This is a genomic window from Bacillota bacterium (assembly GCA_012518215.1).
GTDB lineage: Bacteria > Bacillota > Dethiobacteria > DTU022 > PWGO01 > JAAYSV01.
On sequence record JAAYSV010000006.1, the window covers coordinates 161,933 to 185,047 of the forward strand.

A 23,115-nucleotide genomic window follows, 5' to 3' on the forward strand; every position below is an offset into this window, starting at 1 on the left:
CAAAATAATCGAACATATGTTTGCCATTATTGCAAGAATGGTCTATAATATTTACAGATTAACCACAGGAGCAGGACCATGAAACCGTTGACCGACAAGCAGAAAGAAATATTTCAATTCATCAGGGATCATATCACCCGGAGGAACTACCCCCCGTCAATAAGGGAAATTTGCAATGCTTTCGGACTCCGTTCCACCTCCACCGCCCATTTCTACCTTACCGCCCTTGAAAAAAAGGGCTATATTCGCCGTGAACCTGCCAGACCCAGGGCCATTGAATTGCTGGTTCCCGATGACGGGGGTGCCGATGATGCTGTTTTCGTTCCCATTGTCGGTACTATAACGGCCGGTAAACCTATCCTTGCTGCGGAAAATATCGAGGGATATTTTCCGCTTCCACTTGATCTTTTTCCTGGCACTGACGGAAAGTTCATGTTGCGCATCAGGGGAGACAGCATGATCAATGCCGGGATGATGGATGGCGATTATATCCTTGTTCAGCAACAGCGGGACGCCCGGAATGGAGACATTATCGTTGCTTTGATTGAAAACGATGAGGCGACGGTCAAACGTTTTTTCAAAGAAAGTGAATACATCCGGCTTCAGGCAGAAAATGATGACTACGAGCCCATCATTACCGAAAACATAACCGTGCTGGGCAAGGTGGTGGGGCTCTTCAGGAAATTTTAAATTTTTCCAGGGAGCTGCCTTTTTTCTCTTCTTTCTTCTTTCCACCCCGTATATCCCCGTTCATGCCGGAACAAAAAACATCCCCAACTTCCTTTTCGCGACGATGGGAACGGAAGTAACGATGTGGGGTGTTTTATTTCAAGGATGGCAAGCCATGTAAACCGCTTCTGCTGCCTTGCAGATAGCGATAAGAGCATGGGAAATGGTAAGAGCACCTTGCAGAAAAACAGTGAAGGGTTCCCGCATGGGAGCATCGGCGGAAAGTTCACCGGATGCACCCTGGATAAAAGCCCCGGCAGCCATGATGACCGGATCCGTGTAACCTGGAACCGGGGAAGGTAGCGGCGCAAGGTACGACCCCACCGGGGAATACTTCTGTATCGTGCGGCAAAACAGCTCGACCAGCCCGGCATCTTCAAGGGTAATGGCCTGCACGGTATCCCCTCTTTTTCCATCATATGCCGGCCTGGTGTCGAATCCCAGGTATGCAAAAAGTTTCGCGGCAAAAACAGCCGACTTGAGAGCATTTCCCACCAATGTAGGTGCATTAAAAAGCCCCATATAGAGATAGCGCTTTGTACCCATGGCACCCAGGTGCCCGCCCAGGCCAGGTGCGGACAGCCGATCCGCGATCCTGTCCACCAATGCGGCTTTGCCGACCAGGTATCCGCCTGTCAATGCGAGTCCCCCGCCGGGGTTCTTGATCAGGGACCCGGCAAGAACATCCGCTCCTTCTCCGAGCGGCTCCACGGTTTCGACAAATTCACCGTAGCAGTTATCAACCAGTACAGCTACATCCGGCCGATGTTTTCTGATCGCTGCAGTGATATTTTTTATGTCTTCAACGGTCAAGGCCACTCTTGAACTGTTGTATCCGAGTGAGCGTTGTATAAAAGCTACCCTCACATCTGCAGAAAGTTTCCCCTGCAGATGGGACAGGTCAGGGTAGCCGTTCTCATCGAGGGGCAGTTCATCGTATTTGATCCCCCACTCCGCAAGGGTACCCGTTTCTGCCTTTTCCCGGCCGTCACTTTTACCGATGATCATCTGCAGGGTATCGTAAGGGGGGCCGGTGATGGAGAGCAATTTGTCACCGGGGCGCAGAAGACCGAAGAGGGCGACGGACAGTGTATGCGTACCGGAAATGAGGTGGGGCCTGACCAGGGCCTTATCACCACAGAAAATGCGTGCATAAACTTTTTCGAATTTCTCCCTTCCTGCATCATCGTATCCGTAACCACTACTCTCATGGAAATCTTCTTCTGCTACCCGTTCTTCGCGGAAGGCTTCCAGGACCCTCGATTGGTTCTGCAGTGTGATCCGGTCGATTTTTTTCCACTCCGGCTCGACGGCGGGACAGGTGTTTTTGATTATTGTTTTCAGGTCAGCGGGCAAATCCAGGTCATCGACCCATTGCATGTTTTCCATGATTTTCAATCATCCTTCCGTTCTTCAAGATAGGTATAGGCGTAATTGTTTTCCAGAAATCCTGCATTGACAGTGGCTTTTACCCGCATATGGGATCCGTCGTGGTCAGCTGTTTCAATTATTCTCCCTTCCCGGTAGAGCCTGGAAAGGAAGGGGTTGTCCCGGTAGGGGATGTAAAAGTCCACCGTATGGTAGCTCTTTTCATAATGTTTCACCATGATATTTTTTAAATCCTCCAACCCCTCCCGCCTGATGGCCGAGGTAAAACATGCACCGGGGTACTCCCGTTTCAATGCCTCGATGTTGATGTCCATCATGTTCAGCCGATCGAATTTGTTGAAGACCATCACTTCCTTCCGGGCATCGATTCCCATCTCTTTCAGCATATCCCGGACTACATGTATCTGTTCCCTGAACTCGGGATGGCTGGCATCGACAACATGAAGGAGCAGATCCGCTTCACTTATTTCTTCCAGTGTGGCCTGAAAAGCGGTTATAACCGATGGGGGGAGGTTGCGGATAAAACCTACCGTGTCAGTAAGCAATACGGAGTTCCCTTCATTCAGGGGGACATTTCTGATCAGGGGATCAAGGGTGGCGAAGAGCTTGTCTTCCGTGAAAGCTTCTGCATCGGCAAGTGCATTCATGAGCGTGGATTTTCCGGCATTAGTATATCCCACAAGGCTTGCTACATAGTTGCCGTCTTTTTTCCGCCTTTGACGGTGGAGCTGGCGATGCTTTTTGATCTCTGCGATCCTTTTTTTCAGTTCCCCGATTCGTTTCCGGATACGCCTGCGATCCGTCTCAAGTTTGGTTTCACCCGGACCACGTGTTCCCACTCCGCCGCCCAGGCGCGATAGCTTGGCTCCGTAACCCGTCAGACGTGGCAGAATATATTGCATCTGAGCAAGTTCAACCTGGAGTTTTCCCTCCCTGGATATCGCCCTGGTGGCGAAAATATCCAGAATTATCCCCGTACGGTCAAGAACTTTGGCTTCCAACCTTTCTTCAAGGTTCCTCATCTGCATGGGGGATATTTCACACTCGAAGACGACGAGGCCTATGTTGTCCCCTTCGAGAACTTGCGCCACTTCATCCACCTTGCCCGCACCGATACAGTGAGCAGGATCCGGGCTCTCCCTGCGTTGCACGACCCGGGCCACTGTCCGGGCCCCCGTGGTGTTGACCAGCTGTTCCAGTTCGGTCAATGCAGAATCAATCTGTTCTTCCGATTCCTCCCTGTTTGCCAGATAAACCAGCAGGGCCTTCTCCGGTCCATCGCTGTACCTGTGTTCCGTCAATTTGTAGATAGGATGATCATCCCTTCATTTTTATTGGAATCGCTATCGAAACGACTATTTATATATTATCATAGTTGCTCATTGGTACTCAGATCTTCCGGATTGAGTATCATCAGTTTCTTGCGCGAATAGTGATTTTCTTTCACCAGACGCATGGCCTGTTTCCGTGTTGCTTTTTCCAGCAGATTGCGAACGTAGCGAGCGTTGCTGCATTTCAGGCGCCCCTCGTTTGAGAGTCTGGTCAAATGCTTTCTAAGTGCATATTCGGCTTCGGGGGAGATCAAATATTCTTTTTCCGCAGCCATCGATTCGGCTATGGCCATCAACTCATCGATGCTGTAGTCAGGAAATACGATCATCATGGGGAATCGTGATCTTAGCCCCGGATTCATGTTCAGGAAATAATCCATCTCCCGGAGATAACCGGCCAGGATGAGTATGAATTGATCCCGATAATCCTCCATGGCCTTGACCAGGACATCGATGGCCTCTTTTCCAAAGTCTTTCTGCCCTCCCCGTGCCAGGGAATATGCTTCATCAACAAAGAGTATTCCTCCCAGTGCTTTTTTGATCTGGGATCTTGTTTTTTGTGCGGTGTGCCCGATATATTCGCCCACCAGGTCTGCTCTCTCCACTTCGACGATATGACCCTGGGAGAGTATCCCGATTTCATGGAATGTTTTTCCCAGCAATCTGGCCACGGTGGTCTTTCCCGTACCGGGATTACCCTTGAAGATCATGTGCAGGGTGAGTGCATCGGTCTGCAGCCCGTAGAAGATCCTCTGCTGTTTTATTTCCGAATACGCCTGTATTTCCAGAACGATGTCTTTGACATCCTTCAGCCCGATCAGTGATCTGAATTCATCGATGATAAATGGTGAACTCTCCCCGCCCTGTTTTTTTTGGGGCCCGTGCGGAAGACACGCCTTGCCACTGCGAGAATATGTTTTCTGCAAGCCTTCTGCGCCACCCCGTTGGGTGTTTTTCCCTACAAAATAAGCGATCTTTACTATTCCATTTCCCCCTTTGCATCAGGCGCAGGTCCTGACCGTGCTTTTTTCATTATACGTCAATCCCGGCCAAACGGGATAAATAAAAGCAGAGAACCTTTCCAAACAGGTTCTCTGCCGCCCTCTGTATTTTATTGATAGGATGATTCTGGATCATCCATCGTTCATTCAAATTTCGCTTGCCGGGAATCCCCGACCGGAGTTTTCGCCCGGTTGCCCCCCCTCAACCTTCAAGGAAATATTGCGAGCTGGTATGATGGTGGAGATGGCATGTTTATAGATCAGTTGCTGTCGGCCATCCACCTCCAGCATTATCGTAAAATTATCAAAACTACGTACGGTTCCCTTTATCTGATAGCCATTTATCAGAAAGAAGGTCATCGGTATGTTTTCTCTTCTGACCTGGTTTAAAAAAGTATCCTGCAAGTTAATGCCAGTTTTGTTCATATCAGTTATTCTCCTCCATATTTATACAAGCAGTCAATATATTCGTCTTTTTTACCCCTTTATCCTCCCATCATGCCATTAATATTTTCTACCAATTTTTCTATATCAATTCCCCGGGTATCAAACCAGCGGATGCGCCCATCACGACGGAACCATGTTAGCTGCCTTTTGGCATAGTTCCTCGTCTCTTTCTTGATAATCTCCGTTGCTTCTTCAAGTGCAAGCTTCCCTTCCAGATAATCGGTAAGCTGCCGGTAACCCATTACCTGGAGACCGGGCGCATCTTTCGGGTACCTTAGCAGTAGATTCCTGACTTCTCCGACAAAATCGTTTTCCATCATCTCATCAGTTCTGCGGTTGATCCTCCGATACAGTTCTTCCCTGTCACGGGTAAGGCCTATGATGACAAAACGGTAACGGGGACTCTGTTTCCTGGTTTCCTGCCATTGTTTTGAGATCTGCCTCCCTTCACTGTGGTAAACCTCGAGGGCCCGGACAATCCTCCGTTTGTCCCGGGGATGAATCTTCATGGCGGATTGCGGGTCGTGCTTGGCCAGTTGGCGATGTAGATATTCGGACCCTCTATCCCGGGCAATCCCGTTCAATTCTTCCCGCAACCTTCTGTTTCGGCCGGAACTGCTGAAGACATAAGCATCAGTTATGGATCTGACGTACAACCCGGTACCCCCCGCGATGATGGGGAGCTTTCCGGCGGATAATACCTCCGGTATGGCCTTGAGAGCCAGCTTCTGGTAGTGGGCCACGCTGAATTGTACATCGGGATCTATGATGTCAATAAGGTGGTGCTTTATTCTCTCCTGTTCCGACAGTGATGGTTTGGCGGTTCCAACATTCAGATGGCGGTACACCTGGGCTGAATCCGCAGATACTATCTCCCCATCCAACCGCGAAGCCATTTCCAGAGCCAGATTGCTCTTGCCTACCGCGGTTGGGCCAACAATGACCATCACCACCGGCAGTTTTTTGCCGTCATCAGGTTGAAAATATTTAATGGTTTTCAATACCCCCCTTTGCGGCGGAATCCCTTTTCCAGTTCATGGCGGGTAAAGGAAATCAATATCGGACGTCCGTGGGGACAGTAAAACGGGGTTGCAGTCATCCCCCACTCCCTGATAAGTTTTCTGATTTCGGGAAGACTCATTTTCTGATTGGCCTTGACCGCATTCTTGCAGGCCATCATCCTGATGACCGGTTCATTCGCATCGGTGCCCGGCATCTCTTTATGTTCACCGATATATGCCAGCAAGTCAAGAAAAATTTCCCGGTTGAAGATGTCGGCCAGCATCAGTGGTATTTCCCTTACCAGATAGGTATTCTCCCCAAATAATTCTATTTTGAACCCAGCATTTTCCAACAGGGAGATGAATTCAGGCATGTTTTCAGCCAGGGAGGCGGGGACTTCAATGCTGATCGGCGTGGCCAGGACCTGTGCATCATGCTCCGCTTCACTGTATTTTTTCTTGTAATGTTCATACAGCACCCTTTCGTGGGCGGCATGCTGATCTATGAGCAGCAATTTGTCTCCTTTCTGGGCCAGGATGTATGACGACAGATACTGTCCTATCACCTGGTAATCCTCCTCGGGAAAGATTTGACTGCTCTCTTCCGGAGTGCTGACAAACGCCTCCTTGCCGAAATCATCGAAGGGAAGGCTGTCGGCGATCCTTTCATCGTGGAGATGGTAGGTTCTGTCCCTCTGCCCTGTTTTCTTCTGAACGGGGGGAAAACCGGGCGAGCGGGCTCCAGGATTTCTTCTGCGAGCAAAACCCTCGCTTCCCAACGAAATGGAAGGCGAGGTGCGTTTCAAAGTGTCGCTGACAGCCCTGAAGAGCAATCCGGTTATTTCACGGTCATGATGGAACCTCACTTCCGCTTTGGCAGGATGAATATTCACATCCACTGTTTCCGGCGGGAGCCGAAGATGGATGACTGCCAGAGGAAAACGTTGTCCAGGTACAAGACCCTGGTAGGCCCGTTTCAGGGTGCCGCTCAGGAGGTTACTCCTTATCAGGCGGCGGTTGACCAGGAAGGTCTGGTATTGTCGCGTTGACCTGGTTAGCAACGGGGTGGAGATATAACCCTCGATACTCATGCCTCCCCGCTGTTCGCGCTGCAATTCCAACATGGACCGCGGTACATCCTTGCCGTAGGCTTCAGCAATGATTCCGGGTACATCCCCGTCCCCCCTGGTCTGGAATATCAACCTCTCCCCATGCCAGAAGGAGAACGCCACATCAGGGAAAGAGAAGGCCAGTCCGGTCAACAGCAAGGAGATTTTCCTGGCTTCGTATGCCGGTGTTTTTAAAAATGCCTTGCGCGCCGGGGTGTTGTAAAAAAGATCGTTCACCACGACATCTGTCCCAACAGGGGCGCCAACTTCTTCCTTGCTCTGTTTCTTTCCGCCTGCCAGTTTGATGCGGATTCCTCCCAGTTCCCCCGGGGGGCGGCTGATCAGGGTTACCCTGGACACGGCGCTGATACTGGCCAGGGCCTCTCCGCGGAATCCAAGGGTATCGAGATGCTCAAGATCATCAGTTGTGGAAATCTTGCTTGTTGAATGCCTCTGAAAAGCATGGCTGATTTCTCCGGTGGGGATGCCTATACCATCATCCGTAACCCGGATTTCCTTCAGGCCGCTTTCACGGATGCGGACCTCTATCAGGGTGGCCCGGGCATCCAGAGAATTTTCAACCAGTTCCTTGACTACCGATGCCGGGTTTTCAACAACTTCTCCGGCAGCTATCTGCTCCACCACATCGGGGGCAAGTATTCTTATTCTGCTCATGATTTTTCCCCATCAGTATTTTTTTTCAAAGCGGACTGTATGCGGAAGAGTTCCTGCATGGCTTCCAGCGGGCTTATAGTTTCCAGCTTTATCTCCAGCAATTCCTTCATGACACTGCGAGGCAATTTCACATGATTGCCATCATCCTGACCCCGCATCTCCTCTTTCCTCGCAGGGTTGTCCAGTTCGAAAAGACTGACCTGTTTTATACCCTTGCGGTCTGCTTTCTCGATCTCCGTCAATATGGCCTCGGCCCGCTCCACAACTTCTGCAGGCAATCCTGCCAGACGGGCTACATTGATGCCGTAGCTTCTGTCTGCCTTTCCAGGGATCACCTTCCTTAAAAAAATAACCCTGTTGCCGCGTTCCCTGACGGCCATTGTATAATTTTTGATTCCCGGCAGCTCATTCTCGAGCACGGTCAGTTCGTGGTAATGCGTGGAAAACAGTGTCCAGGATCCAAGATATTTGTGGATATATTCCAGAACGCTTCGGGCGATGCTCATACCATCGTAGGTGCTTGTCCCACGGCCGATTTCATCCAGGAGAATAAGTGTTTGCGGTGTAGCTTCCCTCAATATGGATGCCGTTTCATTCATCTCCACCATGAATGTGCTCTGACCTGCGCTGAGGTCATCGCTGGCCCCGATTCGGGCAAATATACGCTCCAGAACAGGCAATCGTGCCGATGTGGCGGGCACAAAGCTGCCCATCTGGGCCATCAGGCAGATCAGGGCTATACTCCGGCAGTAAGTGCTCTTTCCCGCCATGTTGGGTCCGGTAAGTATCAGCATCTTCCGGTTTTCCCGGAGAAGAGCATCGTTGGGCACGAATCTTTCGCCCAGGTCCATCTTTTCGATCACAGGGTGCCGCCCATCCTTGATTTCGATAGGGCCGTCCAGGCCTATTTCCGGGCGGCAGTAGCGGTTGACCAACGCGGCCTCTCCCAAACTGCGCAGGCAATCCAGCTGAGCAATGTACTGTGCTGCCTGCTGGATGGAATCGGTATATTTCAATACCTCCTGGCGGAGCTCTTCGAATAACTGATATTCGAGACGGATCAATTTTTCATTGGCTCCGGTTATTTCTTCCTCGATCTTCTTCAATTTTTCGGTGATGAAACGCTCGGCGTTGACCAGCGTTTGTTTGCGATGGTACTCCGGCGGGACCAGGTGTAAATTGTTCTTTGTAACTTCGATATAATACCCGAATACCCGATTGTAAGCCACTTTCAGGGATTTGATTCCCGTCCGTTCCCGCTCCTCTCTTTCCACCTCAAGAAGCCATTTGTTTCCCTGGCGGCAGATTTTTCGCAGATGATCAACCTCCGTGTGGAACCCTTCGCGAATAATTCCTCCTTCCTGCAATGCAAGGGGGGGATCATCGATCAGTGCCCGATCCAACAAGGCAGTTAACTCGTCAAATAGCGGTAGGTGGGTGACGATTCTTTTCAGAAGAGGTGATTTTGCCTGTTTAAGTGTTTTTTTCACTGCAGGCAGTCGCCATAAAGTTTCTTTCAGGGCAGCAAGGTCGCGGGCATTGGTTGCTCCAAAATTGACTCTGGAGCAGAATCTTTCCAGGTCAAAGATCCGCGCAAGCTGTTTGCCGAGATCGGCTTTCAAAGAAGATTGGTTGTAAATTTCATCCACGGCTTCGATCCTCTCACCTATTGCCGTGACATCCCTGAGAGGCTGTTCCAGCCAGCTTTTCAGCAAGCGTCCGCCCATGGAGTTGCAGGTATAATCGAGGACACCGATCAGGGATCCTTTCCTTTTGCCTTCACGTATCGTCTGCGTGAGCTCCAGGTTTCGGCGTGTGACCCCATCCAGAACCATGTATTCCCCGGGGAAATACAATTCCAGCGTTTTCAGATGTTTCAAGGAGGTTTTCTGGAGTGTTTGAAGATATGTAAGCAGGGCTCCGCTTGCCGAAATGGCAAGAGGGTATTTGTGCAGCCGGGTTTTCTTTATCTGCTTGCTACCCCACTGGGCAAGAACCGCTTCCTGTGCTTCACGGTGGGAGAAATAGCTGTCGGGGACTTCCTCCAACAAGGTTTTTTCGTAGATTTTCCGGCATTCGGAGACAATCCTGTCTTCCATCATCCACGAGGTGCAGATAACCTCGGCCGGAACCAATCGTTGCCACTCGGCCCTGATCAGGTCCTCTGCATTTTCGCCGGATACTTCCGTGGCCCAGAAGCCCCCCGTGGAAATATCCGTGATGGCCAGCCCGTAATAATTATCAGTATCCTTGAGAAGGGAAAGCAGGTAGTTGTTGTGGTTGTTCCGGAGCATGGACTCGTCGATAACCGTTCCCGGTGTAACGATACGGGTCACCTCGCGTTTTACCAGCCCACCCCCTGCCGTGGAGGGTTCCTCGGTCTGATCGCATATTGCAACCTTGTGGCCCTTTTCAATCATACGCGGCAGATAGTTGTCGATGGCGTGTATGGGTATCCCGGCCATGGGAACGGGGTCTTTTTTGTCCGTATCCCTGGTAGTCAGCACCAGGTCCAGTTCATGCGATGCAACCCTTGCATCATCAAAAAAAAGCTCGTAAAAGTCCCCTACCTGAAAGAAGATAATTTTATCTGCATGTTCTTCTTTGATCGACATGTACTGCTCCATCATTGGCGTCAGCTTGCCCAATTTGTCTCCATACCTCCGGTTAAAATATGTCTCCTATATTCTTTCTTTTTCTGGCTCCCCCGAAAGATGCCATGTCCCGGCTTGCTCTATGCGCAGATCAATCAGATGTCCTTCCATGTCCGGGTTGCCCTTGAAATGAACCAACTTGTTGGTCCTTGTTCTCCCGGTAAGTTTGTGGGGATCATTTTTGCTGACACCCTCCACGAGGACTTCCGCAACCGAACCGACCAGTTCAGAATTGATCTGCAGGCCTATCTCCTGCTGTTTCCTGTTCAGGTCCATGATTCTAGCTCTTTTTACTTCCCGGGGTATCTTGTTTTTCATTTTGCTTGCCGGTGTGCCCCGGCGCTCCGAATAGAGAAAGGAAAATGCTGCATCGAATCTTATCTCCTCGATCAGGGCCATCGTTTCCATGAAATCTTCTTCTTCCTCACCGGGGAAACCGATGATGAAGTCGGTAGTTATCGCCGCATCGGGGATGTATTCCCTGATTGTCTCCACCAGGCGGATGTAGTATTCACGGGTATATCCGCGGTTCATCTTCTTGAGAATGCGGTTACTGCCCGATTGAATGGGCAGATGAAAATGTTCACATATATTCTCCGAACGTGCAATCACATCGATAATCCTTTCTTCAAAATCACGCGGATGAGAGGTCATGTACCTGATCCTGCTGATTTCCGGCACTTTGCTCAATTCATCAAGTAGCTGGTGAAAACGGTTTTCACCGGCAAGGTCTTTCCCGTAAGCATTGACATTCTGCCCCAGAAGGGTAACCTCCCTGTAGCCCGACTGCCCCAGTTCCTTTACCTCGTTGACAATCTGGTGCAGGGGGCGGCTGCGTTCCCGCCCCCTCACATGAGGAACGATGCAATATGAACAGAAGTTGTTGCAGCCGTATATTACAGGAACCCAGGCCTGGAAACGGTTTTTCCTGGAGACCGGCAGGCCCTCCCTGTCAAGATCTACTTCGCCTGTTTCAATGACAATTTTTCCCGTGTTTCTGGCCATTTCCAGCAGGCGCGTAAAATGTGGCAGTACATGTGTACCAAAAAGAATATCTACATGCTTGAATTTACGGGCAAGTCGATCGGCCACATCGCGTTGCTGTACCATGCAGCCTCCCACAGCCAGCATACGATCCGGGCGTTCTTTCTTCCATGGTATCAGTTCCCCCAGCAATGTTGATACTTTGTCCTCCGGCTTTTTACGGACGGCGCATGTATTGATGATCAGCAAATCGGCTGTATCGATACACGGCGCAGGAAACAGTCCCTCCTCCTTCAGCTGACCGGCCAACAATTCACTATCATGATCATTTATCTGACACCCCAGGGTGATGATATAGTAGCTGTGCGGTTTGTTGATATGATGCAAGAGACAACATCTCATTTCTGATTGCTTCAGGTTAATACCCGGGCCAGGGCCCTTTCAAATCATCTTTTATTATATCAAAGAAAACGATCGGATGGTAACCGCATCAATAAATAACAGCCCGTACCGGAGGCCAGATTCAAGAGCGGAACCCTCGTAGATATTGCTCGCTGGAAAAGGCATCCCCGGGGTATTTTATCATGCAGACTGAATACTTTGGTTCAAGCGCCGCCGTGTAAGAGCAGGTATTCCGAGGATGTATCGGGAAAAGACTAATCCGGGGGAAGAAGTAGTTTTCTGATGATAGAGGAAAGATCCTTGAAATCAGGCTTGCTCACCTGGGCATCCGCGCCGACACTGAAACCCTTGTGGCGCAGATCATCCGTTATCAGCGATGAAAAGATGATCGTCGGCAATCTTTTGAGCAGAGGATCGGATTTGATCTTTTTGATCAGATGATGTCCATCCATCTGTGGCATCTCGATATCCGTTATGACCAGTTGAACCGTATCCAGGAGATCTTCTTTCAATTCGCGGGCCAGGTTCTCCAGATATCCCCATGCCATTGCCCCATTTTCAAAAACTTGCAAATTGTGATAGCCTATCTGCGGTAAATAATCGGTAAGGATCTTTCGCAGTGTCGGTGAATCTTCGGCTATGATGATCTGTCTGGACGATTTGTCCGCGGGGATTTCCATGATTTCTTCCGGCCCTGATTCATCAACAGCATGGCTGAGTTTGACGTCAAAAAGAATATTTTCAAAATCAAGCAACAACACGAGATGTCCTTCCACACCCCTGATCAACCCGATTATACAACCATTTGTTTGAAGAATATGCGGGGGTTTATGAATTTGCTCCCATGAGACCCTGTGGATGCGGACAACAGAGTTGATCCGGAAAGCAGCCTTCAATTTGTTCAATTCAGCGATGATGATCTTGTCCTCATCGGTTGCCATGGCATCGGGATAATCCAGGTAGGAAGTCAGGTCAATCAGGGGAATGGTCTCCTCCCTCAAGATGATCAGGCCCTCGATACTCCTGTGGGCATGAGGGGTTCTGGTCACGGGGACCAGGTTGATAACTTCCCTTACTTTGATTACGTTTATGCCCAGGGAATTCTCTCCAACCTTGAATTCGAGTATTTCTACTTCATTTGTTCCGCTTTCCAGCAAAATAGCGTCTTCTGCCATCGATGTGCTCCTCGTAAATCAGCCCATGTGGATTAGAAGGGAAAGTTGTATTGCTGCAAGTTCAATTCACGCTGCAGTTCTTTCATTTCTTTTTGCAGTACCTCCCCCACGGGAACACCCCTGTTTTTCCGGTCCAGCCAGGCTTCGTATTCTTTTTCCCCTGCCGTGTAGATCCTGCTTTCCCCGGGGGCTTTCATGGAGTTCCGCAATTCCCTCAAAATATTTCCGGTGGTCCTCTTGAACGATTCAATTTCAATGAAGTGGCTTATATCTATAGCCATGAAAAAATGGCCGAGTCGATGCGGCACCTTCTTCCCGTTCTCCAACCCCACGAGCATTTTGAGAAAAGCGCCCCCTTGCAACGCCGAAGATAAAATTTCCACCAATGTGGCATAACCGTAGCCCTTGTAACCAGCATTCTCATCTCCAATTCCGCCGAGGGGGGCGAGTGCAGCTTTGCCTTCGACCAGATCGACCAGTACCTGATGGGGATCTGTCCTGGATTTTCCGTCGAGGTCAATCACCCAGCCGGAAGGCATTTCCCTGTTTTCACGTGCATACAATTCGATCTTGCCCCTCTGGGTAACCGAGGTGGCGCAATCGATAACAAAAGGAAATTCTTCGTCCGTGGGCAGCCCGAAAACAAGCGGGTTGGTACCAAGCATATTTTCGACCCCGAATGTGGGGGCTATGGAAGGCCTTGCATTGGATCCGGTAATACCGATCTGATCCTGATCAGCGGCCATGAGGGCATAATATCCGGCAATGCCGTAATGGGATGAATTTCTCACGGCAACCATTCCCAGGCCATATTTCTGTGCTTTCTTGATAGCCATTTCCATTGATTTTTTCCCGATAACATGCCCCATACCATCATGTCCATCGATTACCGCTGTTGTCGGCCCTTCCTTGACAATTTCCATGTTGGTAATCGGGGACAGGATGCCATCCTTGATACGATCATAATAGATCGGTTTCAGGCGCCCTATCCCGTGGGAGTCAATACCCCTTTTATCAGAAGTGATCAGCACGTCTGCACAGATGCGAGCATCATCTTCCGGAACTCCTGCACCCATGAATACGTCTACCATGAATTTTTCCATCGTGTCAAAATCGATCCAGACAATTTTTTCCGGCATGAATGTGTTTGGTTCCCCCTTCGCTGGCCATTATCCGTTCATTTCAATTATATCAATAATAACCACCTTGTAAAAGCATAGAAATAGATAACCCAATATTTTGGAGAAATTTTGCGGAGAAACCCTTTATGTGGAAACGCCCCCTGGTAAAAGGCACCCTGATACTTACCCTGTCTGGACTGTTCATTAGATTTCTGGGCCTCCTGAACCGGGCAATACTGTCGCGACTTATCGGCGCGGAAGGGCTTGGTTTCTTTCAGATCATCATTCCGGTGTACACTTTGCTGATTGTAGTTGCGGGAGCAGGCCTTCCCGGTGCTATCACCAAGATGATTGCGGATCGTCATTCTACGGGGGATGTCGGAACCGGGGTTCTGATCAAGAACAAGGCAATCAAAATGGTATTGGCTTCCTCCGTATTGATCTTTCTTGTATACTATCCGCTCCTTCACCTGTATGTTTGCCATTCCAACCTCGATGGCCGGATTGTCAGTGCTTTGAAAATTGTTGCTGCGGGTATTCTTTTTGCTTCAGTCTCCCAGATTGTAAGAGGGTTTTTCCAGGGGTCCAAAATGATGACGCCGACGGCTGTTTCCCAGATGGGAGAACAAATTTGCAGGGTGGGTTCCGGATTGGCCGCTGCTTACGTGCTGATGCCTTTCGGGCTCGAGTATGCCCTCTGCGGTATCACCGCCGGCATCGTCTTCGGGGAAATAATCGGTTTCATTATTTTGCTTCTCTACAGGCGTTTTCATCTACGGAAGATAGAACCGTGCGGGAGCAGTTTCCCGGTAACACTTGATCGGCAGCTCAAGAAAGAAATGGCAGTCCTTTCACTGCCATTGTTGCTGTTACGTGTCAGCGGGTCAGTCACGCATGTATTTGAATCCTTGCTTATCCCCGCAAGGTTGCAGAAGGCGGGTTTCAATGCTGCCGAATCAATCACCCTCCTGGGGGAATTGGCCGGAATGGCCCTGCCTCTTCTTTTTCTGCCCACTGTTTTTATTCTGCCTCTCAACACTGTCCTGGTTCCTTACGTTGCTCAGGCTGCCGTGACCAAACAGAAAAAGACACTGAACAACATAGTCAGGTTTTCCCTGTGGGGGACCCTGGGCATGGGGTTGTCCGTCTCCCTGGTTTTCAGGTTCTTCTCCCCCACGCTCACCTCTTTGTTTTACGGAAATTCGTCCGCAGCACCGTTGGTTACCATGCTTGCTCTCTGCGCCCCCCTGGTTTACATGCAATTTACCACCGCTTCCATACTGCACGGCCTTGGCCACCCTGGAATTGCCGTCTTCAACGATCTTGCCGGAACCGCAGTGGGACTTTTACTGATATATTTTCTTACCGCCCTGCCTTCCATGGGCATATATGGCGCGGTCTGGGCTTACTCGGCTTCCTTTGCCCTGACTTCAATGCTTGGATGCATAAGCAGCAGGTTCCTCGTTTCTGGATTGATCAGGAGATAATATACCGATGCCCTTCAACAGCCAGCCTGGCGGATGGATATTCCCTGGATGCCTCGAGCCTGGAACGTTCCGGTGGGTGGTGAGGTGAAAGATGGGTCAAGAGCAATTCTTTCACCCCGGCTTCCCGGGCGATCTTTCCGGCTTGCAATGCTGAAAGATGGTTGGCACGCGAAGGAGGGAGATTCTCTTCCAGAAAATTGGCCTCGCAGAGAAACAGGTCGCTGTTGTGTGCGAAAGGGGCCAGTTCATCAAGATATTCGGTATCGGAACTGTAAACAAGTATTTTGTTTCCGGCTTGAATTTTCATGGCGAGGCAGGGAATGGAATGGGCCGTGGACAGAAACGTGAGAGAGAAAGAACCGATGGGAATAGAATCCCGTGAGCCAATAAAATTTAATTTATAGACATCTTTGTATGGAATACGGGAAACTTCTTCCTCGGGTTCTGCCGGAAGGTAAAGATCAAGCGCGCCATCGGTATCCCCCCTTTTTTGAGCCATCAAGAGGGCATAGCGCAGGATGAACAAATCGGAGATATGATCACTGTGAAGATGAGAGATCACGATGGCATCAAGTTCCCAGGGCGCAAGATGTTTCTGCAGGCGGCTCAGAACGCCGTTGCCGCAATCAACAAGGATCCTGTCCCCTTCATTTTCCAGCAAATAACCCGAACAGGCACCACCGGCAGGCGGATAAGGGCCGAACGCCCCCAAAATTGTTAACTTCATGATTTCCCCTCATGGTTGGATTCATTTATTTTTGTGATGCAAGAGTTTGCGATTGCGGTGATAAAGAACAAACAGCGAAACGAAAACAGCCAGCAGTACCAACCAGAACCATGCCGGAAGGTGGAGTAACTTACGGACGATAAACACCAGCAGCTTGATAATCTGGTTAAGGAGCATGCTGCTTCCCACAGCCGCAATGCTGAATACAAAACCGCCCAGGGCCGTATAGAGCAAAAAAAGAAACACATTCATGTGCATTATCCCGGCCGGAAAAGAAATAAAAGTTCTGGTCGTTCCGAAAAGTTGCCCCATGAAGATCGAATATTTGCCGTACCTGTTGTAGAATTTCTCAAACCTCGATTTCTGAAAAGGCACTTTCTTTATTTTTTTGCTGAACAGACTGGTGTTGATGGCCGTTCCCAATTTCTGCCCCGCCGCTCCGATCAGGTAACTCAGGAAACTGCCGGCGGTGATACCGATGGAGGATGCGATGACGGCCACCGGAAAACTGATTTTCCCGGTGGCGATCATTTTACCCGCCGTCAATATTACCAGGGCGGAGGCAAATGGAATTCCCGCGCTTTCGGCAAACATGGCCAGTGATATACCCAGTGCTCCATATTTCAATACGATTCCATCCAGAACTTCTGCCAATTGTATGAAGATATCCGGCATCTCCAATTTCAGTCCCCCCAGGAATCATGCAATAACGAGTAGACTCCCCATATCCCTGACTCGGGGTCAAGCTTGGCTCTCACCAGTTTTACACTGTTGCGGAAAGGAGGTGACAAATATTTATCAATAATTTTCCCGATTTCTTTCAACAAAGGCTCCCCTTCCCTGGAAACACCGCCACCGACAACAATGTATTCGGGATTGAGCAGCGTGATCAAGTTGGAAAAAGTCAAACCCAGGCTTTCAAGGCCCTTGTTCACTATACGCATTGCTTCTTTGTTTTCCCGACGGCTCTCTTCAAAAAGAGTTGCACATGACATCTGCGGTGAAATACGCTTGCGGGCAATACGGCCCATTGCACCGCCGGATGCTACGCTTTCCAGGCATCCCTTCATTCCACATCCGCAGGGATCCTGACCGAATAATTTCAGATGGCCGATTTCACCTGCAAAGCTGTTATTTCCGCGGTAAAGTTCCCCGTTGAGGAAAAGCCCTCCGCCTATCCCGGTGCTTACCGTTACATATATGGCATTCCGCGCGCCGATTGCCGCACCGTATTTTACTTCACCCAGCACGGCTGCATTGGCATCATTTTCGATGACAATCGGCAATTCAAGACGCTGATGGAGAATGTCCCTGAAGGCCACTTTTTCCCTGATTTTCAGGTTGGGCGCACCGTACAGATCGCCAGTTCGGTAATCGACAAAGGCGGCTATACATATACCCAGCCGGGCAAGTTCGGTTCCCTTTTTCAACTGCTGCCTGGCCCGTTCCACGGTATCACAGATCTGATCGACCAATGGATCGATAGTATTCCCGCTGATGGTGGGAAATTTTTCTTTATAAAGCACCCGTCGCCGGGAGTCCACAAGTAGTGCCAGTAACTTTGTCCCCCCGATGTCCAGGATGCAGTAATATTCATTTTTCATGACAATATCTCCGTTCAATATATTATTGTCCTGAATTTTTTTTGAATCCGGATTTATTTTCATGCTGTTTGATCCATCAGCAGGCAAGGGAAAAACAGAAAAACAGACGGTAGCCAGTATTTTGTTCAGCATATCAGTACACTGGAAAAGGATTCCGGGGTTCTGGTGACGGGGCCCGAAACCCGATCAAATGGATTGCAATTCTTTGTTCAACCTGTCTATTTTACGTTCGAGCTCGTCGATTTCCTGTTTGGTTACAATGGTTTTTCTCAATGTTTCTACTCCTTCTGCCAATTTAAGGAGTAGATTGGCCTTCTCTCCTTCGCCTCTTTCCATGACATCATTCATGAAACAGGCAAATTCCTTGCGTTTAACATCATTGTTGTCCTGAATCAATTTCAGTATCAGATCTTTTTTTTCCCTTGAAACGGATATCAACCCCAACAACATGGTCAAGAAATTTCCGATCATCTGTTCTTCAACCTCCTTTTTTATAACCATATTTTACCGTTCGGAAATAATGGGTACGCAAAATAACTGTTGTTCTACAAAAAGCTGCTACTCTCCTGATTCCTTTTCGGCTTTTTCCCTCAGATATTCTTCATAAATGTACATTATTTCCTTGTCAAAAGGGGGTCTTTTCAAATTGATAGTGGTACTTCTCAGTATGGGCAATATTTTTTCGGCTTCTTCATTGGAAAGGTTTATGCCATATTCCTTGAATTTCATGATGATTGCATTTGAACCCGAATGTTTACCCAGCACAATTTGCCTTTCCAGCCCCACCTCTTCGGGGCTGAATATTTCATAGGTATTGGGGTTCTTGATTACTCCATCGGCATGGATGCCGGATTCATGTGCGAACATATTGTTACCGACGATAGGCTTGCAGATGGGTAACGGTCTTCCGGAGGCCATGGCAACATAATCGGAGAGTTCCCGGAAATCCTTTGTTTTTACATCCATCTTGACATTGAACAGAAACTTCAATGCCATGGCCACTTCTTCCAACGGAGCGTTCCCTGCCCTCTCGCCCAATCCATTGACAGTCACCCCGACAAAACGTGCTCCTGCTTTGACACCGGCAAGTGCATTGGCAGTGGCCAGGCCAAAATCATTGTGGGTATGCATTTCGATTTCCAGGTCAGTTTTCTCCAGGAGACGGGAAATCACTTCGTAAGTTTTGAAAGGTTCAAGTGCTCCCACCGTGTCACAGAAACGCAGGCGGTCTGCGCCCAGATTTCCGGCCACACGGGCAAATTCAATCAAAAAATCCAGATCCGAACGGGAAGCATCCTCGGCATTGACCGAAACATAAAGTTGGTTCGATTTGGCAAATTCAACCGTCTCCGCCATGCTGTTCAGTACCCATTCCCGTGATTTTTGAAGTTTATGAGCTATGTGTATATCGGAAGTGGATATGGATATTGCCACCGCATCGACGCCGCAATCCATGGAATGCTTGACGTCTTCAATATGGGCCCGGTTCCAGGCCATGATACTGGCGCCGAGACCCAATTGGGTCAACCTGGAGATGACTTCCTTCTCATCACCGCCCATCACCGGTATACCCGCTTCTATCTGATGAACACCAACCCCGTCAAGCATTTTTGCTATACGAATCTTCTCGTTGTTGGAGAAGACCACCCCGGCAGTCTGTTCACCATCCCTCAGGGTGGTGTCAACCAGCATGATGTTGGATCCGTTCAAACTGTCCTTGAATCTTTTCATACTATCACTCCTCTCCCGACTTCCTTTTTGACTCACCGGAAAAGTCAGGGCTGTAGAATGTCATGATCTTGTCTGCCCATCACCGAGAATGACATACTTCAGTCCCGTGAGGGCATCCAACCCCATCGGTCCACGTGCATGAAGTTTCTGGGTGCTGATTCCCATTTCTCCGCCAAGCCCGAATTCAAATCCATCCGTGAACCTTGTTGAAGCGTTGACATAAACTGCCGCTGCATCTACGAGTCGGAGAAACTTTCTTGAGCGCTGATAATCATCGGTAACGATGCACTCCGAATGCCCCGTGCCGTATTTGTGAATGTGATCTATGGCTTCTTGCATGCTGCTGACTACACGAACAGCCATCACGAGGCTCAAGTATTCGGTGAACCAATCTTCTTCATCAGCCAATTTTACCTTTTCATGATATTTTCGGGCAAGTTCGCACCCTCTGATTTCAACATGTTCGGCAATCAATGCCTCGATGATAGGGGGCAGTACCCTGTCCGCGATCCGCTCGTTTACGAGGAGGGTTTCCAACGCGTTGCATACGCCTGGACGATGAATTTTCGCGTTGATTGCGATGGAGACGGCCATCCCAACGTCGGCGCCCTCATCAATATAGGTATGGCAATTGCCCGCTCCGGTCTGGATAACCGGAACGGTGGCATTTTCTATGACGGCCTTGATCAAAGCCGGCCCCCCCCGGGGTATCAGAACATCGAGATACTGATTCATACGCATCATTTCTCGTGCTGCAGCCCTGTCCGCTTCCCGGATCAGGACAACGCTGCCATCGGGAAGCCCGCAAGATACCAGTGCCTCTCTCAACACTTCGGCCAACGCAATATTGGAATTCAGCGCCTCTGAACTGCCACGGAGAACAACCGCATTTCCCGATTTCAGGGACAACCCGGCGGCATCAACGGTGACATTTGGCCTGGCTTCGTATATTATACCTACCACGCCCAGCGGTGTGCGCATCCTTCCCACGAGGAGACCGTTGGGACGGGGCGACATGGATTCAATCTCTCCCACCGGGTCAGGCAAAGCAGCGATATCTTCAATGCCTTCAGCCATAGCTTCAATCCGTTGGGAATTCAGAAGCAGGCGGTCATAGAATGCTTCGTTGAATCCTTCTTTCTGGCGAAGCTGGTCCAGATCCATTTTGTTGGCATCCAGTATTTTTTTCTCCTGTTTTTCAAGTTCCTCCGCCATTGTACGCAGGGCCTTGTTTTTTATCTCGGTGGAGGCAGCAGCAAGAACGTACGAGGCCTGTTTTGCCGATTCAAGCAGTGTTTTCATTTCAGAAGCCATTGTTTCCGATTTCCCCTTTCTTGATTTACATTTTGATAACCATGTTATCCCGGTGGATTACTTCTTCTTCCAGGCAAAACCCCAGAAGATCATCGATCATCGAACTCGGGTGTCCCATGATCTTCTTGATCTCTGCAGAACTGTAGTTGACGAGCCCTCGACCGATCTCTTTTCCTTTCAGATCGCTGACGATGACCAGATCTCCGCGTGCAAAGTCTCCTTTTACCTCTACGATGCCCACGGGCAGAAGGCTCTTTCCGTTTGAAAACAAAGCTTTTCTGGCCCCTCCATCTATTTTGAGTTCCCCTTCGATAACACGTCCGAAAGCTATCCAACGTTGCCGCTGTCTCAAGCCATGATCTTTGGCCATAAACAAGGTGCCCACTTTTTCCCCATCAAAAAGACGCAACAGGTTTCCGGGATCGGTTCCGTTGGCGATGACCATGTTGATTCCTGATTTTACGGCAATCTGGGCTGCCTGTATCTTGGTGATCATTCCCCCCGTGGATAGATCGTCATGTGTGTTGCCGGCGCATTTCTTGATTTCCGGTGTAATGTTTTCCACCACGGGTATCAATCTGGACCCTTCATGTGCTGCCGGATCGGCATCATGGAGGCCGTCGATATCGGTTAAAATGACGAGCAGGTCAGCATCGATCAAAGACGAAACCAGCGAGGAAAGACGGTCGTTATCACCGAATTTGATCTCCTCGACTGATACGGAATCATTTTCATTGATAACGGGAATAACTCCCCAGCGAAGAAGCGTATGGATCGTGTTACGTGCATTTACATATCTTTGCCTGTCAACAAGGTCTCCCCTGGTTAGCAAAATCTGCGCAACGGGAAGATGATACCTGGCAAAACACCTTTCGTAATGCTGGATAAGCAACCCCTGTCCCACTGCTGCAGTTGCCTGTTTTTCAGGAATTGTCACTGGCCTGCGTTCCATATTCAATCGGCCGACTCCCGCTCCAATGGCTCCGGATGAGACGATAGCGATGTGTCTTTCCTTGCCTTTGATTTCAGAGATAACCTTGACGAGGTTCTCCATGTATGTCAAATTCAGTTTTCCGGATGCATCCGTCAGCAGTCGGGTACCGATTTTTATGACCACATTCTTCGCGGCATTGATATCCACATATTTGCCGTTATCATGATCAGCCAATTTAGCAGAAACTCCTTTTTGGTTTATTCTGTCATTCCTCCAGATCCCCGGCCCTGGCAGCCGCTCTGGCCAAAGCATTGATGACCGTACCTTTGAAAGCATTTTCTTCAAACACTTTCAGAGCGGCCATGGTCGTACCGCCGGGCGAGGCCACCATATTTTTCAGATCGACTACACCGGTATCCGTTTTTTGGGCCATTTGCGCTGAACCCAGAATGGTTTGCAGAGCCAGACGGGTAGATAGGTGACGGTCCAGGCCCAGGTTCACCCCGCCATCTGCAAGTGCTTCGATAAACAGAAATACATAGGCCGGGCCGCTACCGCTCAGGGCAGTAACCGCATTCATGTTTTTTTCGGGTATGCGCACGGTCATCCCCAGCGGTTTGAAGATCTTTTCCATCATGTCCAGGTCGGCAGGCCGGGCATATTTTCCCGCCGCAAGGGCCATGACCCCTTCCCCTACCAGGCAAGGTGTATTGGGCATCACCCTTACCACCCTCCTGTTCCCCAGGATCCTTTCGATGGAAGCCGTACTTACCCCGGCGGCAACAGACACGATTATCCGGTCCTCTCCCAGGAAGGGTTCGATCTCCCTGAGGAGCGAATCGAAACCATCGGGTTTTATGCTTATGATGATGACATCGCTCTTCTGGCAAAGTTCTGAAACATTGTCAGTTATGTTAACAGCAAAGTTTTTCCCCAGTGATGCAGTTTTGGCAGTATCACGATCGTTGATCCATACATTCTGTTCGGCAAACAGACCGCTTTTCAAGACACCATTTACAATGGCAGAACCCATGACTCCACAACCGATAAAACCTATTTTTATGCGTTCCATGGCAGATTCCCCCGGATTCCGAATTGACGGGATAACATGATTATTTTATTATAAACTCCGTTTCTTTGCAAGAAACGCAGGCGCAGAGACGGTATCAAGTTGTTGACGGGAATCATTTTCTGCTTCATTCCCGGGAGAGGAAACGATATCCATATTATCGTGACAATCATATTTTGCCGTTGCACACGAACCCCGGAAACCCTGGCAATACCTTCAAGTCAAAAAAAG

Annotated in this window: 20 protein-coding genes; 2 read left to right on the plus strand and 18 right to left on the minus strand. The window is 49.5% G+C overall.

Annotation, left to right across the window (positions count from 1 at the left end; translation table 11 throughout):
* The first annotated feature begins 78 nt into the window (after positions 1–78).
* Positions 79–690 carry a transcriptional repressor LexA gene (lexA, locus tag GX364_01120; GenBank protein NLI69453.1) on the plus strand — a complete coding sequence of 204 codons (612 nt, stop codon included), beginning with the start codon at positions 79–81 and terminating at the stop codon, positions 688–690.
* Positions 691–828: 138 nt separating this feature from the next.
* Here lexA and GX364_01125 read toward each other — a convergent pair whose 3' ends face one another.
* The 10 genes from GX364_01125 to GX364_01170 form a co-directional block, all read right to left on the minus strand.
* Positions 829–2,109, minus strand: a complete 1,281-nt coding sequence (locus tag GX364_01125; GenBank protein NLI69454.1) for a hypothetical protein — start codon at positions 2,107–2,109, stop codon at positions 829–831.
* Between the two features lie 14 nt (positions 2,110–2,123).
* The gene (hflX, locus tag GX364_01130) at positions 2,124–3,419 is read right to left on the minus strand and encodes a GTPase HflX (protein ID NLI69455.1); all 1,296 of its coding nucleotides are present in this window, start codon (positions 3,417–3,419) and stop codon (positions 2,124–2,126) included.
* Positions 3,420–3,487: 68 nt separating this feature from the next.
* On the minus strand, positions 3,488–4,423 hold the full coding sequence (locus GX364_01135; protein ID NLI69456.1) for an AAA family ATPase: 936 nt from the start codon (positions 4,421–4,423) through the stop codon (positions 3,488–3,490).
* A 174-nt stretch (positions 4,424–4,597) separates the two neighbouring features.
* Positions 4,598–4,876, minus strand: a complete 279-nt coding sequence (hfq, locus tag GX364_01140; GenBank protein ID NLI69457.1) for an RNA chaperone Hfq — start codon at positions 4,874–4,876, stop codon at positions 4,598–4,600.
* 59 nt (positions 4,877–4,935) lie between these two features.
* A complete protein-coding gene (gene miaA / locus GX364_01145) occupies positions 4,936–5,898 on the minus strand; it encodes a tRNA (adenosine(37)-N6)-dimethylallyltransferase MiaA (protein ID NLI69458.1) in 963 nt (320 codons plus the stop codon).
* Entirely contained in the window at positions 5,895–7,682 is a 1,788-nt protein-coding gene (gene mutL, locus GX364_01150; protein ID NLI69459.1) for a DNA mismatch repair endonuclease MutL, read from the minus strand. The genes miaA and mutL overlap by 4 nt, the downstream gene beginning before the upstream one ends.
* Positions 7,679–10,330, minus strand: coding sequence for a DNA mismatch repair protein MutS (mutS, locus tag GX364_01155; GenBank protein NLI69460.1), 2,652 nt, complete (start codon positions 10,328–10,330; stop codon positions 7,679–7,681). Before mutS ends, mutL begins: the two co-directional genes overlap by 4 nt.
* Positions 10,331–10,363: 33 nt before the next feature.
* Positions 10,364–11,722, minus strand: coding sequence for a tRNA (N6-isopentenyl adenosine(37)-C2)-methylthiotransferase MiaB (gene miaB / locus GX364_01160; protein NLI69461.1), 1,359 nt, complete (start codon positions 11,720–11,722; stop codon positions 10,364–10,366).
* 254 nt (positions 11,723–11,976) lie between these two features.
* Entirely contained in the window at positions 11,977–12,897 is a 921-nt protein-coding gene (locus tag GX364_01165) for a chemotaxis protein CheV (GenBank protein NLI69462.1), read from the minus strand.
* A 32-nt stretch (positions 12,898–12,929) separates the two neighbouring features.
* On the minus strand, positions 12,930–14,036 hold the full coding sequence (locus GX364_01170; GenBank protein ID NLI69463.1) for an Ldh family oxidoreductase: 1,107 nt from the start codon (positions 14,034–14,036) through the stop codon (positions 12,930–12,932).
* Positions 14,037–14,164: 128 nt separating this feature from the next.
* Here GX364_01170 and GX364_01175 point away from each other — a divergent pair, with 128 nt between their 5' ends.
* Positions 14,165–15,505, plus strand: coding sequence for a polysaccharide biosynthesis protein (locus GX364_01175; GenBank protein ID NLI69464.1), 1,341 nt, complete (start codon positions 14,165–14,167; stop codon positions 15,503–15,505).
* Here the strand turns inward: GX364_01175 and GX364_01180 are convergent.
* The 8 genes from GX364_01180 to proC form a co-directional block, all read right to left on the minus strand.
* On the minus strand, positions 15,495–16,232 hold the full coding sequence (locus GX364_01180) for an MBL fold metallo-hydrolase (GenBank protein NLI69465.1): 738 nt from the start codon (positions 16,230–16,232) through the stop codon (positions 15,495–15,497). The two genes, GX364_01175 and GX364_01180, sit on opposite strands and share 11 nt — an antisense overlap.
* Positions 16,233–16,253: 21 nt before the next feature.
* Positions 16,254–16,913, minus strand: coding sequence for a DedA family protein (locus GX364_01185; protein ID NLI69466.1), 660 nt, complete (start codon positions 16,911–16,913; stop codon positions 16,254–16,256).
* A 2-nt stretch (positions 16,914–16,915) separates the two neighbouring features.
* Positions 16,916–17,836: an ROK family protein gene (locus GX364_01190; GenBank protein ID NLI69467.1), complete on the minus strand. Its 921-nt coding sequence runs from the start codon at positions 17,834–17,836 to the stop codon at positions 16,916–16,918.
* A 186-nt stretch (positions 17,837–18,022) separates the two neighbouring features.
* Positions 18,023–18,307, minus strand: coding sequence for a hypothetical protein (locus GX364_01195; GenBank protein ID NLI69468.1), 285 nt, complete (start codon positions 18,305–18,307; stop codon positions 18,023–18,025).
* 87 nt (positions 18,308–18,394) lie between these two features.
* On the minus strand, positions 18,395–19,567 hold the full coding sequence (gene nifV / locus GX364_01200; protein ID NLI69469.1) for a homocitrate synthase: 1,173 nt from the start codon (positions 19,565–19,567) through the stop codon (positions 18,395–18,397).
* Between the two features lie 60 nt (positions 19,568–19,627).
* Positions 19,628–20,881 (minus strand): glutamate-5-semialdehyde dehydrogenase, encoded by a 1,254-nt coding sequence (locus tag GX364_01205; protein ID NLI69470.1) that lies wholly within the window; start codon positions 20,879–20,881, stop codon positions 19,628–19,630.
* A gap of 25 nt (positions 20,882–20,906) precedes the next feature.
* Entirely contained in the window at positions 20,907–22,127 is a 1,221-nt protein-coding gene (gene proB, locus GX364_01210) for a glutamate 5-kinase (protein ID NLI69471.1), read from the minus strand.
* Positions 22,081–22,887, minus strand: coding sequence for a pyrroline-5-carboxylate reductase (gene proC / locus GX364_01215; protein ID NLI69472.1), 807 nt, complete (start codon positions 22,885–22,887; stop codon positions 22,081–22,083). The genes proB and proC overlap by 47 nt, the downstream gene beginning before the upstream one ends.
* Positions 22,888–23,115: the final 228 nt, after the last annotated feature.